This window comes from Pseudarthrobacter sp. PH31-O2, from assembly GCF_030063265.1.
Lineage (GTDB): Bacteria > Actinomycetota > Actinomycetes > Actinomycetales > Micrococcaceae > Arthrobacter.
The window spans coordinates 312,767-330,949 of record NZ_JASIST010000001.1 but is presented as its reverse complement, the minus strand read 5'-3'; the positions used below and the strand labels follow the sequence as shown (position 1 = coordinate 330,949).

The 18,183-nt window shown below is 60.0% G+C and carries 9 protein-coding genes; 2 read left to right on the top strand and 7 right to left on the bottom strand.

What is annotated here, in order from left to right; translation table 11 throughout:
* Positions 1 to 23 precede the first annotated feature (23 nt).
* Positions 24 to 1,166, top strand: a complete 1,143-nt coding sequence (wecB, locus tag QMG72_RS01390) for a non-hydrolyzing UDP-N-acetylglucosamine 2-epimerase (RefSeq protein WP_283479411.1) — start codon at positions 24 to 26, stop codon at positions 1,164 to 1,166.
* Positions 1,167 to 1,237: 71 nt separating this feature from the next.
* Positions 1,238 to 3,916, top strand: a complete 2,679-nt coding sequence (locus QMG72_RS01385; protein WP_283479410.1) for a heparinase II/III domain-containing protein — start codon at positions 1,238 to 1,240, stop codon at positions 3,914 to 3,916.
* Here QMG72_RS01385 and QMG72_RS01380 read toward each other — a convergent pair.
* The 7 genes from QMG72_RS01380 to QMG72_RS01350 all read right to left on the bottom strand — a co-directional run bounded on the left by QMG72_RS01380 (position 3,913) and on the right by QMG72_RS01350 (position 17,622).
* The gene (locus tag QMG72_RS01380; RefSeq protein WP_283479409.1) at positions 3,913 to 6,213 is read right to left on the bottom strand and encodes a heparinase II/III domain-containing protein; all 2,301 of its coding nucleotides are present in this window, start codon (positions 6,211 to 6,213) and stop codon (positions 3,913 to 3,915) included. The genes QMG72_RS01385 and QMG72_RS01380 overlap by 4 nt on opposite strands.
* 219 nt (positions 6,214 to 6,432) lie before the next feature.
* Positions 6,433 to 10,110, bottom strand: coding sequence for a glycosyltransferase (locus tag QMG72_RS01375; protein ID WP_283479725.1), 3,678 nt, complete (start codon positions 10,108 to 10,110; stop codon positions 6,433 to 6,435).
* Between the two features lie 765 nt (positions 10,111 to 10,875).
* Positions 10,876 to 12,123 carry a UDP-N-acetyl-D-mannosamine dehydrogenase gene (wecC, locus tag QMG72_RS01370; protein ID WP_283479408.1) on the bottom strand — a complete coding sequence of 416 codons (1,248 nt, stop codon included), beginning with the start codon at positions 12,121 to 12,123 and terminating at the stop codon, positions 10,876 to 10,878.
* Between the two features lie 13 nt (positions 12,124 to 12,136).
* Complete coding sequence (locus QMG72_RS01365) at positions 12,137 to 14,053, bottom strand: glycosyltransferase (RefSeq protein ID WP_283479407.1); 1,917 nt, start codon at positions 14,051 to 14,053, stop codon at positions 12,137 to 12,139.
* Positions 14,050 to 14,940 (bottom strand): ABC transporter ATP-binding protein, encoded by an 891-nt coding sequence (locus QMG72_RS01360; RefSeq protein ID WP_283479406.1) that lies wholly within the window; start codon positions 14,938 to 14,940, stop codon positions 14,050 to 14,052. Before QMG72_RS01360 ends, QMG72_RS01365 begins: the two co-directional genes overlap by 4 nt.
* A complete protein-coding gene (locus tag QMG72_RS01355; protein ID WP_283479405.1) occupies positions 14,924 to 15,772 on the bottom strand; it encodes an ABC transporter permease in 849 nt (282 codons plus the stop codon). Before QMG72_RS01355 ends, QMG72_RS01360 begins: the two co-directional genes overlap by 17 nt.
* 44 nt (positions 15,773 to 15,816) lie before the next feature.
* Positions 15,817 to 17,622, bottom strand: a complete 1,806-nt coding sequence (locus QMG72_RS01350) for a glycosyltransferase family 4 protein (RefSeq protein WP_283479403.1) — start codon at positions 17,620 to 17,622, stop codon at positions 15,817 to 15,819.
* Between the last annotated feature and the right edge of the window lie 561 nt (positions 17,623 to 18,183).

Below are 18,183 nucleotides of genomic sequence, written 5' to 3'. Positions count from 1 at the left end.
CCACAAATTCCGGGGGAACACCTATGCCCAGCATCATGCCGATTTTCGGCACTAGGCCCGAGGCCATCAAGATGGCCCCGATCGTTGCCGCACTTCAAGAATCTGAGCTTTTTGACTGCGTTGTAACCGTCACCGGCCAGCACCGCGAGATGCTTGACCAGGTTAATGAGCTTTTCGGAATTGTGCCGGACCACGACCTCAACATCCTGCGGCAAAGGCAGTCGCTGTCGGCCATCATGACCCGGACCATTGACGGGCTGGACAAGCTCTTCACCGAGAACAAACCTGACGCTGTGATTGTGCAGGGCGACACCACGACGTCCACCGCTGGAGCCATCGCTGCGTTTTATCATGGAATCCCCGTTGTGCACGTCGAAGCGGGACTCCGTAGCGGCGATCTCTTCTCTCCCTTCCCCGAAGAGGCCAACCGCAAAATCACGAGCCAAATCTCGAGCCTCCACCTTGCACCCACCAGCGTCAGCCGGGCCAATCTCCTAGCCGAAGGCATCAATGCCAGCGACATTGTCGTCACCGGCAACTCGGTTATTGATGCTTTGCTGACCACAGTCGGCAAGCAGATCCCCTTCACCGATCCCCAGCTTGAGGAACTCGCGGCCAGCGGACGGCGGATCCTGCTGGTGACCACCCACCGCCGGGAGAACCAGGGCGATGCCATGCGCGGAGTGGGCAGGGCGCTGGCAAGGATCGCCGACGCCGAACCTGACATGGTGATCGTCCTGCCGGCGCACAAGAACCCCGTGGTGCGCGAAGCAGTGTTACCTGCATTGGAAGGCAAACCGAACGTCATCGTCACGGAGCCCCTGGCCTATGGTGAATTCACCCGAATGCTCTCCCTGGCCCATATCGTCCTGACGGATTCAGGCGGAGTGCAGGAAGAAGCTCCAAGCCTCGGCAAGCCTGTACTCGTGATGCGCGACAACACCGAACGTCCCGAGGCCGTAGATGCCGGAACTGTGACCCTGATCGGTACTGACGAAGAACGTATCGTGAAGGAAGTTGACCGGCTCCTCAACGACCAGGATCATTTCGATTCGATGGCCAACGCGGTAAATCCATATGGAGATGGCCGCGCCTCTGAGCGGACGGTAGCCGCAGTGGCGCAAATGCTGAACATCGGCAGCAGAATCGACGAATTCGGGCTGTGACCCGCGAAGCGTCTGGTCAGACTGAGGCCGGGCATCGTGCATTAGGACCCGAGGTACAGACTGGAGAACTCTTGGCGCCGACAAATTTTGACCTGATGAGGGAAGCGGTGCTGCGCCAGCTCCCCGGCGCCTCGGACCCCTCGGCCCGAGCTCGAGTGGAAAAGCTTTTCAAAGACGGCGAAATTGTCAGCGCAAGATTCGGCACCCTGCCCTTCAAGAACGGCGACATTTGGGCGGACACAAGCAAACGCTCTCAAGCGCGGTATGTACACGGCTTCTTGTTTCTTTCTGACTGGCACCGGACAGTGCTCTGCGACCCCGTCGCTGGCCCCGATTATGCCGCCTTCGCTCTTAGTGTGACCCGGACCTGGTCGGCGAACTACGGGGACGCCACCCGGATTCCTGAGGTGTCGCATCACGACGAGACCACGGCCCAGCGGCTGATCCAACTGACGGCCCTGCTCCCGCGGCTGAAAGGTCTCCTTCCCGCCGACGATTACAACTGGCTAGGCGCCCTGGCCTTGGACACTGCGCGGCTGCTTGCAACCGACGATTTTCACGCCACCGGAAACAACCACGGCATGTTTCAGGACCTCTCACTCCTCTATTTCTCGGTTGTCTGCGATTTCGTCTCGGCCGAGGAGCGCGAAGACTTGTTCGCCACCGCGACGGCGCGGTTGCACTCGTACTTCTCTACGTCATTCACATCCGACGGCGTCCATGTCGAGAATACTCCGACGTATCACCTCATGGTGTCCAAACACGTTCACGATGTACTGGGAATCCTGTCCCAGACGGGGCACCACCACGCTGACTATTACCGCTCACTGATTCGAAATGCAGCCGAATACGCGACGCACGCCCTCATGCCGAACGGCATGTATCCGCCGATCAGCGATACTACGCAGCAACTGGAGACTGGCGCCGCGCGGCAGAATATCTTTGACAGCAGCGAATTTGCTTATGCTGCTTCCGGCGGAAAAATTGGCTCAAAACCACACCAGCGAACGCTGGTCCTGCCTGACTCCGGCTACGCCATCTACCGCAGCGCTTGGGGCAATCCCAAGGCATCATTCGCATTCTTCAGCGCGGCCTACAACGCGAACTACCACAAACATTCCGACGACCTGAGTCTGTTCCTTCGAAGCGACGGCGTCGACCTGCTGTCAGAGGCCGGCGCCTATGGCTACGACTACAAGGATCCTCTAACCAAATACGGCTATTCGTCCTATGCCCACAATTGCATCGTTGTGGACGGCATCTCCCTACCGCGCACCGACGATTCAGCCCACCTCACGACTATGGAAGCTCACGAGGTCCGCGCAGACGGCTACCGGGTTACTGGGCGAACGGGCCGGTTGAGGAATACAACCCATTCCAGAACCGTCGACATCCAAGAGCGGAATGGCATTCCCTCCCTTGAGGTGTCGGACATAATTGAAAGCCAGGAAGAACACAGTTACGAATTGCTTTGGAATCTCGGCCCTGACGTTGAAACCGTTATCCACGGGCAAGGTTTCGAATTGTTTCAAAATGGCCGCAAAGTCATGGATCTGCAATTTGACGCAAATGTTCCGACGTCAGTCTCCCTCCATAAGGGTGAAAAGCGTCCAAGGTATCTCGGCTGGCGCTTTCCGCGCTTCGGCGAAGCGGTACCGTCGCCGGTCGTAAAGATCTCGTTCCAAGGGAAGCATGCACACCTTAAAACGCGAATCCGTCTGGCCGAGTTCAATTATCTCGACCGGGGCCTCAACGACAAGTCGGCGGGTTGGCAGCGGAGCATCGGTAAAGTCGGGCTGAACTACCTTTCGGTGCCCGCCAGTTCCGACGCCGGCGGAGGTAAACTGACCGTCGTTTTCACCGCCATCCACCAGCCAGGAGATTTTACCTATAACTACCGCAAGTCTGTCGATGAGGCGGGAACCCACGCCATATACATCCTCGATGACTTTGGTGATCAGGGGTCCTATTATTTGACAGACCACCGGGATAACTCAATTTTCGAATCGACGCAAGCGCTTATTCATCAGGAACTCCAACGGCTCGGCCTGGCAGCCAAGGACCTCATCACCGCGGGATCTTCCAAAGGGGGAACTGCCGCAATCCTGCACGGCATCTCAGCAGGAGCCGGACGGATAATTGTCGGCGCGCCCCAGGTCAAGATCGGTTCGTTTGTCCGTGATCCGCATCCCAACATGCTGGGCTTTATGATGGGTGACACAAGCGAGGATTCGGTGGCCACATTGGATGCCGTCGTTTTTGATGCCATCGACGACATGACCGCGACCACGCGCCTTTCGATTCTGGTGGGCGAGGCAGATCACCACTACAAGAACCACGTGTTGCCCCTTATGTCACATGCCGAGGCCAACCACAAGGAAATTGACCTGACAGTTCTCCCGGGACTCCCCCACGCTGAAATCGGTGCGGAGTATCGGAAATTTCTGACAGAAAAGATTCAGGAGGAGGCGCCTGGGGATGATCGGGATACAGTTCATTACACGTTGCGGGCCTCGGGTGGGGAGCCAGCAGAGCTGTGCCTGACAGTGAGAGTTGCGGCCGGCTGGGAACTTGCCTCCCGCCTATTTCGTGGGGCTGAGTCCGTTGCCCGGACCCCCTACGGGCCCGATGGCACCGTTGTGTGGAACGACCTTCCTACCGGCCGATACCGGGCCCGGGTGTTCCTCCGAAACACCGCGGAAGATGTCGTCCGAACCATCACCACGACTTGGGTGATTCTCCCTGGCTAATAGGCGGAGGTAGTAAGTGCCAGGCTCTGAACCTGCGGCATCGACAGCTTCACGATGGTCAGTGGCTGGCCATCCGGTCCGTTCTCCTGCGCGGTGACCGCTGTTAAGGTGGACCCAACCGGTACACCAGTAAAGCTGAGCACCATCGTCTGCCCGCTGCGCCGCAGGACCGCCCGGTCACTGCCAAGGCTCACCGCCGCATCGGTGACCCACTGCCAGACAAGGTCCAAAGGTTTGTCCGAACGAAGGACGTCCTTGATCACCATGGCAGTATTTGAATGAGTGACGGAGCGGGTTGCCACGGATGTACCGGGGAATGCCTGACGTAGGTCCACTGCCGCACTCGATGGGGTTGAAACCGTGACCGGGGCAATCGCGGTGATGGGCTGATTCACCCCAGACGCCATGAGTGTCGAGTGGGCTGCCGTTCCTGGCTTCCAAAAGGTCCACCGGGTTGGTTCGGAGTAGTAGCCCGGCGGCGCCACCCCGTTCGGAGTGCCCGGATCAACGGACCATTGAACACCGCGGCGGAAGAACGAGACGCTTCCCAGGTCAAGGTGAGCGTGGTTAAAGCTATTTTGGCCTCCCTTGAGCGTCGCCGTACTCCCAGGCAAATGCAGGGCTGCCAGTCCGGTCTGCGCATACAACGACGACTTCTTGGGAGGCAGCACTCCAGCCTTTGAACCCCACCACATGAGGTACGCATCGGGCTTCTTCTTGAAACTCTCGGCCACCCAGGCCGCAACTTCAGGGTCGTTCCGCACATGTGCATCCCAGGCCGGCATCAAGGGACTGAGTTCGGCTGTGCCGGCGTCCGCGAAGGGCGTCGGGCGGTTGTCTGGCCCCGTGCTGTTAAGCGCGTAGCCAGAGACCCTGGCCAGTGTAGGCAGAATCACCGGGATGGTGGTGTATGAACTTGGCAAAGTCGCGTAGAGGACCGCGATTGCTCGGCTCTGATAAGTCCAGTATCCCGGGCCTTCCGGGGTTCCGCCGTCGGTAGTTATCAGCGCGAGAGCCGGTTGTATTGAGACTAGGGACTCCTTGGCCAGAGCTGCAGCCCGTGCCGGCGACTTCTTAAGGAAGACCGCGGCCGCTATGAAGTTGGCCGAATTGTGGATTGCAGCGATATTGGTAGCTGCATCGACAAAGTTTTCCCTGTCGGACTGAAGACATGTCTGTGGACCCAGCCACCGCACGAGCACCGTCTCCTCCATACCGGTCGACTTCGACCAGTCGGTCGCCGTCGCCGCAGCCAGCAGCAAATGGGATGAAGAGAGTGTGTCCATGCCTTCCGGGCCCGCGGCCAGTATTTCCTTGGCTTCAGCTGCCAGGACGTTTCGCGAGGCTGTATCGGAGCCTGACAGCCACCCGTAGCCCAACCTGGCCACCCGCGGGACGTAGGCATCGCGCAGTTCGGTTAATGGTAGGGAACGTGCAACTTCAACCGTCGCGGCCCGCAGCATTTGGGCGTGAATCGACGTCAAGGAGACATCTGCGGCCACGCGCGCCTTCGCATCAGCAATAAATTGCTTTGAGGTCCCAACACCGGGCCCGTCGCTGGGAAGAACGGGATTGAAGGCGCTACTGGCCGATGGCAGGGCGCAGCCGCCCGGGAATCCTACCCACCCTGAGACGGCCGGGATCGTTCCGCTTCCATTTTGCAGCGCTGACATCCAAGCCGCGGATTGCAGGTCCGGGCCAGCGTTGGGCTTACCGAGGACTCCCAATTGTGCAGCAGTGTCAGCCGCAACCTGCGTTGTGAAGGCACTCGTCCTATCCTTGGACCCTGAATAGGTGCTCAATGTGATGCGACCCGCCGCTAGGTCACTTAATGCACCAGTGGCAATAGCCTGCTGCGTGGCCCGAAAACGCATCAGTGTAGTGAGCTGTTCAGCGACCTTACGGACGGTCGCAGCCTTCGTTGCTTCTTGCCCAATCCGGGCGGCGGCCGCGTCCATTGCCACCTGGGTCACCGCGACCGTGAGTTGGTCGCCGGCGGCCTTGAGGGAAACTGTGCCCGATGAAATGGCGTTCTTGACGTCCAGCGCGTTCGCCCGAGCCAACCCGGTTGTGAAGGGACGAGCATTAACGTAGTCCTGACCCGCGGCATACGTAATCTTGCGCAGGGCAGCCCGCTGTTCGCTCAGGGTTGCGGCCGAAGCGGGGGACGCGAATAATGCTGTAGCAATAATGGCACAAGTGAGGCCCGCAGCCGCGGAGCCGGACCAGCCACCCAACCGTCTTGGCGACTGGCTCCTCGGGTCACGCCGAACGAATGACTGCATCGGTGATTTCACCAGCGTTTCTCCATGGTTGCCAAAGGTACGGAAGTTTGCACCGTGTGTGGTCGTCCGTGCTTAGTACCGCTCGGCTACCCCACCCGAGCCGAAGGGTAGCGTGAGCGGCGCCGGGCGCGGACTCAGTCTATTCGTGCCTCTTCACCGCGAGCGCCCGTGCACCGCAGTTTTCGCGCAAGATTGACACACAGCGCTCAGGGGAAATCAATCAGCTACGAGTCAGACTCCTCGTTCCCCCACGATAAGGGCCGCCAGGGTTGATAGCACTTCCCGCGAATCGAAGTTGGAGACGACGAAGTCTTGGGCGGCCTTCGCAGCGTGCGCCCATGACTCGTCGTCGAGTGAACTGACGAATTCTGCCAGGTCGCGCGATTCGGCGTACAACCAACTTGTCGGGTATATCTGATCCGCGCCCGGCCACGCGAGGCTGGCTGGCAGGGCGCCCGAGGCGGCCCCGTCCGGCAGGGTCAAGTGGAAAGATTCAAAGTCGCTAAGCGACAGCACGACTCCAATTTTCCGGTACCAGGCGGCCATGTCGTCGCCTTGAGCGTCAAAGGTGACTGCTCCAACCAGCAGCGGATCGGTTTCGATTCGCCGGTACTGTTCCTCGTAGAACGACATTTCTTCGGGGCGGTTGGCCATCCATGGAAAATCTTCGGGCCGCTTGCCCTTGATGAAGAGACGGTAGCGGTCATCACCCATCCGGAGGAGCCTCAGCACGTCCAAGGCCTTGTCCAAGCGCTTGCGGGCTGGAACAATCCCGACGAACCCAAGATTGAACCTGGCCCCGGCGACCTTGTCCTGCCGCAGTTCCGCTGTGGCGACCGCGTTTGGGATAACCCTGCTTAGTTCCCGTGGAACATTGTGATCGCGAACCGCTAGTTCGAGGATGTGCCGTCCGACGAACACCACCTGATCCACGGACGCGTACGAAACGTCTTTAACAAAGGGCCGGAAGATTTCCTGGAGGTGAAGTCGTGTCACCAAGCGTTGCCGTGAGGACTTGTTCTTCGAGTACCAAACCGCATTCCCGAGTGTCCATTCACAGAAGATGACGTCGGCCCGCCTAAGTAGGCGTTGACTCTCCTCCTCGTCGTGGTTGTTGTGATCCAGCCACTTGTCGATCGAAACATTGTGCCCCAATGCTTCAAGTTTTGAGATTAGGCCTGCAGCAAATTTCAGATCGTGCCCGGCAACCAGCACGTTCTTTGGGCTGTTCGAAGGCTGGGTAAACGGCGGCCGGTCCATGGACACCAGTTCCCTGCGAAGACAGAAGTGGCCGTCAGCCTGATGGTCATCCAGGGCTCGAAGCAGGGGGCGTCCTGGAGCCGACGAGCCACGCCGGCCGAGCCCTAGGCCCGGGATGTCCAAATCGTCACTTGATATGCCGATCGAAGCCCAAGACCCGAAGCTGGTGGCAGTCAGGATGTCTTCAAATACTGTCCGATCACGGTGGCCCGTTCCTGGGAAACCCATATAGGAGATCCCCTCCGCTTTCGCCAGCTTCGCTGCATCGGCGAAATCAGCCACCCTCTGCACGGGCAGATCACCGTCTGTGCTGCTGCTTGTGGAGTAGATCCGCTTGGGCTGCACAGTCTGAATCGCGAGTACGGAGGCGATTTCGGGAGTCAGAACCTCTACGAAAACCGCGTAACTGGGCAACACAGGAGCTTCCACGATGAGCCCTGCGGTGCGGAGCACGTAGGCAAGCCGGTGAGACGCCGTGTGACCACGATGTACGTGCCTGTACGCGAGCCACGCATCCCGTATTCGCGCTGTCTCGTTGCTCATCCATTCGGTCACGAGAAGGTCTACGTCTTCGGGTCGCTCAACGACGGGCACAAGACCATTCATGACGTGTTCAACACCCACGCCTCTTCCGCTCAGGACCGCAGATCCCGATGCCGCGACTTCCATGACCCGCCGGGAGAACATCGTGGGTGAGCCGTTTACAGAGTTGACATTGACGTGAACGGGGTGAGTTTTGTAGGCGTCAACCATTTCAGCGTAGCTCAGCCCTCCCCGCACATATCGGGCCAGGTGGTCCGGGAAGCGGTAGGGACTCTCCGGGTTCAGGTGCTGCCTGTCGTAGATGCACAGCCCATGGTTCTTGGCAACGTCAAGGATTGTGGCCAATTCCTCGGACCGGGCCTTATATCGATCGCCGTAGTAGGAACCGGCATAGGCAACGGAGTGATCATAGGGGAGGGCGGACGGAACGATGTTGTGTAGCCGGGGTTGTGCGTAGAAGGGAAGCGACCCAACAGTACGCTGCCGCGCTCCTGCGTCCGCTTTGTATCGGCGGATGCAGTCCGAGTCTGTCGTGAATACGTGGTCGAAATGTGCGGCAGTGGGGCTGAACCTGTTGAAGTGCACTGGATCTTCCTTGTTCCAGAAGATCGTCGGGATGTCCCGGCTGTTGCAATGGTCCAGGATTGCCAGCAAGGTGGCGAACCGCTCATCGTCGTAGTATCCGACCTTTTGCTTCCACACGCCGTCGATGCCCTCCCAGGCGGACTCCACCAAGAGTGCGTCCAGCGGCTGGGCGTCGATTTGCCCTTGCCACGACTCGGGACGGAGCTCGACCAACGTGGCTTCCCCCCGCATGCCCTCAAGAGTAAATTCGTCAGCAATTATTCCAACGGTCAGCTCCGAAAGCCGGCGTCCTGATACTGGCGCTGCTCCTTTTCGGGCACGGCCGTGAGCTGCGACAGCCCCGCCGCCTGTGGAGCGCCAGGTGCGTTCATCGATGGCCCAGAGGCGGGCTCGTCTGCCCATCGCAGAACGCAGCTCCACATCCTGAACCAGAACTGTGATTGCCTCCGCCAAGGATCTCGGGTTTCCGGCCTCGCACAGTAAAGCGCGGGCTTGCCCGGTGCCCGCAAGATCCCGCAGCGGAGCGAGGTCGCTCAGAATCAAGGCCTTGGCGCTGGCCATTGCTTCTAGGGGCTTGAGCGGGGACACCATCTCAGTCACCGGCAGACGCCGCCTGGGACAAGGCATAATGTCAAAAAGACTCACGTAGTTCGGGATCTCACCAGCGGGAACCCTGCCGGCGAACATCACGTTTTCAGCAATTCCGAGTTCAACGGCCAGCCGTTTCAGTTCGGGCAACTGCACGCCGTCCCCGACTATCACCAACGTAACGTCCAGGCCGTCGTCGAGGACTAAACTGGCGGCCTCGAGGAGATCTTCCAAGCCCTCATAAGGGACAAGGCTTCCCGCGTAGCCCACAACCGTCGTGGTTTGCGTCAACCCAAGTTTCCGACGCAGGGGTTCCAGACCGGGCATCGGAGCGAACAAATCGGTGTCTACGGAATTGGGCATCAGACTGATCAAGGTTGTGTCCACGCCACGGCGGACCAATTCGTCCCGCACCTGGCTGGTTATTGCCAGCACAACGTCGGCTTCCGTCGCCACCAGGGTTTCGAGTTTGACGGCAAGCTTGTAGCGGTCAGAGTCGGCCCAGTCAGGGTTATTTGACAGTTGAGTTATTTCCCAGAGCCCCCGGACCTCATAGGCAAAGGGGATCCCAAGCCTACGGGCCGCAATGAGCGCAGGCAACGCGGTCACGTAATTGGAGGCCGCCTGAATCAGCGACGCCCGGTTGCGCTGTGCCTCCCGGACGTAGACGTCCACGGCCTCCGCCAGATAGTAGTCCAGGCGGTCAGCGGTCCAGCTTGGTCCCGGGTTGAAGATGTGTGGGACACCGCTGATCTCGCGCTCGAAGCGTTCCTGGGAAGTAACTTCAACGTCCACTTTTGAATCCCACGGGTACCCCGGGCGTGCCACAACCAGGACGTCTTCGCCGTTGGCCCTAAGCCCACCGACGACTCCGCCGGTTCTCGTCGAATAGCCGTTGCTGTTGAAATGTCCCGTGCTGTGTGCGCAATACATGATCCGGTCACGCTCCGCCACGTACCCGGCGTTAGGTTGCCGCGGGGAAAGGAACTGCTCACCGATCAACAGTTCGCGCTGACCTAGGATATTTTGCACAAGCGCGCGTTCAGACCCGGTCAGGTCTCCGAGGAGTGCTGAGTTGTGCAGAATGAACTCAGCAGGTTCCAGGATGGCTCCTCTGACGAAGTAATCGTGGGAGATGAGCTTAAGCGCAGTGGCCGAGGACGGTTGGACCACGAACTGACCAATGAGGTCTTCGCGCCCGAGCGACTCGGAAGTCGGGACCTTGACTGGTTCCACCGCAGCCGATCGGGCCGCAGGCTGCCCGGAGGACGACCGTCGCATTCCTGACTTGGGAGAAGGAACGGGCGAGGTTGGGCTGCTTCTGATGGGCGTCCCTGAACCTCCCAACGCACGTGCGAGGCTCCGAGCGGGCGTCAGAATTGCCTGACCCACCCGGAGGCTCTTTGAGGAGCGGAGCGCTTTCAGCGCCGACTTGAGTTTGGTGCGCTCATCGTTGGCCAGCTTCAGCTCAGCTTTTGCGTTGTCCCGAGCCCTTCGCATGGCGCGTAGGTCTTTCTGCAAGACTTCCACGGAACGCAGGCTCTGGGCTTCCTGGGCCAGAAGTCGTTCGTAGTCCTGGATGACGCCGTCGATATCCTGCAGATACCTCTTGCGTTTTGCCAAGTTGACAGTCGCCACCTGGGAGACTTCATCTGCATACCTCAAGGCTTCACTCCGTGTCCGTACTTGGTCAGCGAATTACTGCCAGATTCCCCGTGTGTCCAGCACCGGCTTGCCCGACATGAGCTGGACGTCCATTTCCCTGAAGTCGTCGTGGTCGACCAGGAGCAGCACCGCGTCGGCCGCTGCCACTGCCATTTCGAGGTCTTGAAGGACTACGTTGCTGAGTCCGGCAAGCGTCCGTGGGAGACGGTCCACATGCGGTTCCACAACCAGAAGCTCTGCGCCGTCGAGTTTTGCACTCAGCTTTTCGACGATTGCGACCGCCGGTGACTCGCGGAGGTCATCGATGTTTGCCTTAAACGCCAACCCCAAAACGGCGATCTTGGGCGCTACGGTTTCCCCAACAGCATCCTGCACTTTCTTGACCACCCAGTCAGGTTTGGCATCGTTGGTCTCGCGTGCCTGCCGGATTAGCTGTGCTTCCTCCGGCGCAGCGGCCACGATGAACCAGGGATCGACGGCGATGCAGTGGCCGCCCACTCCGGGACCTGGCTGCAGGATGTTGACCCGAGGGTGGTGATTGGCAAGTTTGATGAGTTCCCAGACGTTGATGCCCAGCTTGTCGCTGATAACCGACAGTTCGTTAGCGAAAGCGATATTGACGTCCCGGTATGAGTTCTCAACCAGCTTGGCCATCTCAGCCGTGGCGGCGTCGGTGACGAGGATCTCGCCCTGGCAGAAGACGGCGTACAGAGCTTTGGCGAGCTGGGCGGCCTCGGGGGTCAGCCCGCCGACAATCCGGTCGTTGGTGACCAGTTCGATCATGATCCGGCCGGGCAGCACCCGCTCCGGGCAGTGGGCCACGTGGATCGACGGCTTACCGTCGGCTCCATCGAGACTCAGGTCCGGGCGAAGGCCGACGAGGTAGTCACCAAGGAGCTTCGTGGTTCCAGGCGGCGAGGTGGACTCAAGAATGACGAGCTCTCCACCCACAAGCTGGGGGGCGATGCCCCGGGCGGCGGCCTTGATGTATGTCACGTCAGCGGTGTGGTCGGCATTAAAGGGAGTGGGGACGGCCACGATGTATGCCTGGGCTGCGGGGGTTTCAGTGGACGCACTCAACTTATGCTGGCTTACGGCACCGGCAACATACGACGCCAGATCAGGCTCGACGAAGGGAACTTCACCGCGATTAACGGACTCCACTGTGTCCGCATTCACGTCAACGCCGATGACATGGATGCCGTTTCCGGCAAGAATCGCGGCAGTCGGCAGACCGATGTACCCCAGTCCGATGACGGCTACTGTTTCAATCGTATTCAAGGAGAACCCCCAGTTAGACAGAGACCTGGTCTCTGTAGTTACCAAAAAATTTCAATTCACCGCTGGCCAGCAACTCGGCGTCGGTAATGTCCCATGTGTGGCCCTCAGCGGCCCGTTGTTGACAGTAGTTGAACCTGTCTGACGCATAGATCACGCCCCCGGCAGCGCCGACATCACGTAGGAAGCGTGTATCTTCTCCGCTACTTACTGCTGGGAACGGACTGCTGCGAAAAACGTCGGCGAATCCCATGATTGTGGGTCCCATGACCGTCCGAGTATACCGGTGCTCCCACTCGGGAAACCGAAGCAGGGTCGCGTTCTGGCCCGCCAGGTACATGTAATGCGCCTGTTTGCCCACCACGTCCGCGCCGGAATACTCCAGCGCGTGAAGCTGATCACTGAGGTAATTGGCGGCATAGAAGTCGTCGTCATCCATCTTCGTCAGGACCTGTCCCCCCGCCGCGGAGACGCACAGATTCAGGCACTCCCCCAAGGTCACCTGCGTCTCAGCCGTCAGCAACGTCACGGCGGAAACGCCGTATTGTTCCTTCAGTTGACGAATCTTTGCATCCTCCACTGTGAAGCCATGAGTCAGGAGCACCAGCTCGCCGTCAACATCACGTTGGCTCCCAACACTCTGGAAGACATGTTCGAGTTGCCAGGGCCTAATTGTCGACACTAGAAGTGAAACGGTGGGGCGAACGGGCGGCAGGGCGAGCTGAGGAGCGACGGCGGCCAGGATCTGGTTACTCCGCGCACGGTAGGTATGTTCCCGCCAGACGCGACGTTGACCCCGGTGCAGCTGGCGCTCGCCCAATTCCGGATTCCGATGCAAGGCGCGCAAGAGCTGCTCCGCCTCGGTCACGTTACCAACGGTAAAGATTTCGTCGGCGGCAAAATGCGAACCGATGGCAGCACTGGGTGTCGTCACGACGTTGGACCCGCTTGCGATGATCTCAAACACCCTCCGCGAGCACATGGTGGGCGAATCGAGCACCGAATTAACGTTGAGAAACGTTTTGTACGCCTTATAAGCCGTCAACATCTCCGGATACTCGAGTGAGCCCACTACCCTGCCGTCGAAGGGAGCGGGAAACTGGTATCTGGGGTCCCCGCCCAGCTGCCGGGAAAAGATCTCCAACCCTGTTTCCATGGCGGACGAGGCCGCCTCTGCTGCCTCTAAGAGGATGTCGAGCTGCTGGCGACGTTCCGGATATTTCTCCGCGAAGTACATCCCTGCAAAAGCCACGTCCCGTTCGTGCCAGCCGAATTTCGGTCGCACGGGGTTGTGAATAGCTGGCTGGGCAGCAAAAGACAGCACGTCCACGCGGTCGTGGTTGAGATCGTTTAGGTAGGTTTCGATCCTGTTGGCATCGCTTGTAAACACGAAATCGAATAACTTGGCTGCGGAGAGGAAGTCGCTGTAATGCGGCGGGTCCTCTTTATTCCAGAATGCCGTTGGAATCGACTGGTCCCGGCACCAATCAGTCAACTCGCGCAGAGTTGAGGGTCCGGAGTGATCCTGGCCGGCAATCTTGCCCGCCCATAGGCCATCCAGCCCTTTCCACGCCGATTCTACGAACACCACGTCCACGGCGTGCTTTGTCAGTTGCTCGCGCCAGGACTTAGGCGAGAGCTGGACGCAGTCCCACTCAACCCCGAAGGCAAGTGCGGAGAACTCATCGAGCACCACACCAACCCGGGGCAGCCCATTGGCTTGTTGCCGCGCCGGCAGAATACCCGTGGGGCGGAATTTCAATCGTTTTTTCCGGCCCCTGCCAACCCAGACCCCCTCAGCCCCCCGCACCGTCTCCAATTTGCGGTGGCCGGCTTCAAAGGCCTCCCGGGCCAGCCAAGTCCGGACCTGCTGCGGGCCGCCTGCCCGCAAATGCCACAGAAGCCGCCGCACGGTTCGGATATCAGCCCTCAAGCTTTGGTCCGCCGAAGGGAGTTGCGGTCGCTGACGTCAGCCACGTGAAGATCGTGAACCATCCTTCTTCGAATCTTAAGGGCGCCGACCCGGTCGCCATCGGCAAGTCGCTGGGTGAATAGGCGATACCACTTGACGACGTCGGCCGGTGCACCGTCCGCGAGTAGTTCGCCTTGATCGATCCATATTGCCCTGTTGCACAAGTCGAGGATTGTCGACATGCTGTGGCTGACCAAAAAGACGGTGCCGGCCTGACCCAACAGCTCCAGCATCCGTTTGCGCGTCCTGTCCTTAAACTGGGCGTCGCCGGTATTCAGTGCTTCGTCGATGATGAGAATTTCCGGATCGATGGCCGCGGCGATTGCAAAGCGAAGCCGAGAGCCCATACCTGCGGAATACGATTTCATCGGCATATGGATCGCCTCCTCCAGTCCGGACAATTCTACGATCGCCGCGTACTTGGCATCGATTTGCCGCCTGTTCATACCCATTGCCAGGCAACCCAGAATGATGTTTTGGTCGCCGGACAGGCCCGGTATCAAGGCCGCATTGACGCCGAGCATTACGGGTGTGGACGTAGCATAAACGGCGCCGGAAGTGGGCGGGATTTGTCCACCTACAACTTTCAGCAAGGTGCTCTTGCCGGAACCGTTCCTGCCGATAATGCCCACTGATTCCCCGTGTTCTACGACGAGGGACAACTCCTTCAGGGCCGTGACGCTAACAGCCGTCGTTCGGCCCACGTTGGGTTTAAGCATCCGCCAGGTAGATGGGGATGGAGCCGCCTCGTCCCGTGACCGGGAGGTTGTCTTATAGGTCATGCTCACTTTGTCGATGACAACGGACGGCGTCCCCTCAACAAAATTCAGCTCAGAGCTCTCGGCCATACGTTTCCTCCCCACGCCAGAACACAACGGTCCCGATGGCCAAGGCCAGGATAGACCAGAGCGCTAGAATCGCCCACGCCCGCCAGTCGCCAGCAGACCCGTACAGCAGAACTTCCCTGGCCAGATACAGCACGTTGTATAAGGGGTTGTACTCCATGATCGTCTTCACTACCGGCACGTCATTGAATCTCTCGATCGAGAAGAACATACACGAGGCGTACATCCAGAGGCGCATAGCGTAGGAAATCAGTTGGCTGACATCGTTGAATGCCGACACGACCCTGGCAAGCAGTAGTCCAATGCCGAGGTTAAAGACGAACTGCAACACAACCACAGGGATCAAGAGCAGCCATCGCCAGGAAATCTCTTCCGAAGGCGGCAGAACGATCACCAGGAGGAGCATGGTGATCAAGACCGGAATGTTCGATAGCAGCTCGCGGACGTTGGCTGCTACGACCAAGCTTGCTCGCGGGAATTGGAACGCATGGATAACGTTCTTGTTGGCAGAGATGACCTTCGAAGAGGACGAAATAGAACGCGTCGACATTTGGAACAGAAAAACACCGATAATCAGGAATGCAATGAAATTTTCAATGCCGCCACCCGATTTCAGCAGCACCCCCATAATCAGGTAGAACATCAGTCCGTTCAGGAGCGGTCCAAGAACCAACCAGGCGCGGCCCAGCCGGTCTTGCTCATTGCCGGTCTGTACTCGCGAGTGCGCGTCATAGTAGATGAAGTGCCGGTAGTCCCACAGCGAAACAAGATAGTCCAGGAAAGTCGGCCTGGCACCGACGCGGCGCAGTCCGCGCAAGTTGACTGAAGTGGCCACCGCAGTAGGCGTCGGCCCCTGTGGGACTGCCGAAGTATCCGCGCTCAAAGTCGAGCCTCCAATAAATGCTCATAGGCGCCAGCAAGGGACAGCGCGTTCGCTCTCCACGTCCGGCTTTCCAGCACGCCCTGTCGCCCTGCCTGTCCCAAGCGGGCCCTAAACTCCTCGGAGTCGAGGAGCCATTCCAGTTTAGCCGCCAGGTCCCGGGGGTCTCCAGCCGCCGCCAGCAGGCCGTTTGTGCCGTCAGTCACAATTTCCTGCAGGGCTTCAAGCCGGCTGGCCACAACCGGCCGTGCGCACGCCAAAGCTTCAACCGGTTTGAGTGGTGTTACCGAGCGGGTGACATCCAGGTCCCTGCGCGGCACCACAAAGACATCCAATGCCTGATGGAACAGGCGTGCTTTGTCACGTGGAACGCGCCCAGTGAAGATGATGCGGTCGTCGAACCCGCTTCGCCTGGCCAACTGTTTCAGGGAGGGCAGCGACGCGCCGTCACCGACGATCAGTAGGCGAAGGTCCGGATTCGAGGGCGCCAGAAGCCCGAAGGCAGCGATGAGATCATCGATGCCTTCATAGGGGACCAGGCTGCTGACAGTGCCGATGTACTGTCCTTGTTCAGGCAGGCCCAGTTCTCGCCGCGCCGCGGAGGGCTCCACTGGTTCTTCCAGAAATTGTCCGCCGATGGCATTTGGCGTGATGATGATTCTCTCGTTCGGAATGCCTGCGGCAACAATGTTGTCCTTCATGACTTCACCCAGCGTCACGACCAGGTCCGCCGCGGCCATCAGCTCAGCCTCACGTTGCTGGAACAACCGGTATTTTTCGCTCTCACGGGCCGCAGGACCGCGGGTGGATGCCCAGGTGTCGGCCAGCTGGCCGCGGACTTCGTACACCCACGGAATGTCCAGTGCTTCCGCGACTGCCCGAACCACCAGGCCGTTGACGAAGTGGGTGGTGGTGTGGAGCACGCTGGGTCGGAACTCCAAAGCTAAGCGCAGCAGCTCCTCGGCCTGTTGCTGAAGGCGGGCGTCCAGTTTCGCCGCCAGTCGCGCCGGGAGCAGCCGCCTATAGCGCACGCCGTCCACAACGTCGATGGAGGCCGCGGATAGTTTTCCTATCTGCACGGGGTAGCCGATCCTGGTGACCGCAAGGACGTCCCACCCCTCCTCTTGCTGAGCCACCATAATGGAGTGCGAACGCTGGGCGTAGCCACTCTCCGTGTGCGGCAGGGAGTTGGTCAGCAAATGAAGGACCCTGCCACGAAGCGGAGTGTACTCACGCCGGCCCAGCGAAGGCACAACTCCTTGGAAAACGGCCAGTTCACCAGCCAGGCGCATCTGCTGCTGCCGCCCGAGCCAACCGGAGCCATCCAGTGCGGCAACCGCGTCGCTCACAGCTCCGTCATACCACTGCCGCCGTGCCAGGGCGGACTTCAGCCCGCGCGAATCCCGTGCCCCTGCTAATAGCACGTCCGAGACCTCCGGCAGATTTGCCGCAAGCGCGATGTCAGCGAGCCGTCGGGACCGCTTACCTGTGACATTTTGATCAGCGGCAAGCTGGAGGCGGCGGGCCACGTCCTCCCCGTCTCCCCGCGTCATCGACGCCAGCAGGACCAGTATGGCAACAGAGTTTTCACGGGCCGCTGCACCCACAAGCCGGGCTGTCGACTGGACGATCGCCGCCGGGAATCGCCGGGACACCTGGAGGAAGAGCACTATCGGATCGTCCGTGAAGTGCTGCAGGGCCGTGTTCGCCGCAAGCCGCGCATTCCTCAGGAGTTGAATCATCGACGGGCTGCGCAGGTCAGACGTTCCGGCCTCGGTTGGCGGGCCGGAGGTGTCCGCGGTCAATTACTTTCCTGCCTTGGCACCGAGGCCGCGGCCCTTCCCACTAAGAAACCTGAAATATACAAACCCGAGTCCGAGCAGGATCAGCACAGTAACCACCTGCACCGAGAGAGGGCTTCCAGTCGCTGCGACTACGGCGGCCTGGATTTCTGCGGGAACCATCGCGGGAGGCGAGGCTGCGGGGAGACCCTCGGCAGGTGCAGCCGACGGAGGAGTGTCCGGCATCGAGCTAGGGGACGGCGAAGCCGAAGGTGTCGTCACGGCACCGATGGGAGCCGATTCTTCGGGGCCCGGCGCCCTCGCAGGGAGCTGGATCGGCGCCCGGCGGACGGGTGGTGCAACAACCGCAGCTCCGGGCGCTTCCGGAACTGCCGCCGGAAGAGGTTCCGCGGGCGACTCCAGGGCCGGTGGGGACGTCTCGCCAGGCGGCGTTGTGTCCGTCGGCACAGCTGCATCAGTTGGCTGCCCAGGTGCGGTATCAGCGGGTGGTGGATCTACCGGCGCCGGTTCGCCCGGCAGCGTGTCCACAGGGGCCGGCGGTGTTGGGGTCAGGGTGACGGTCAA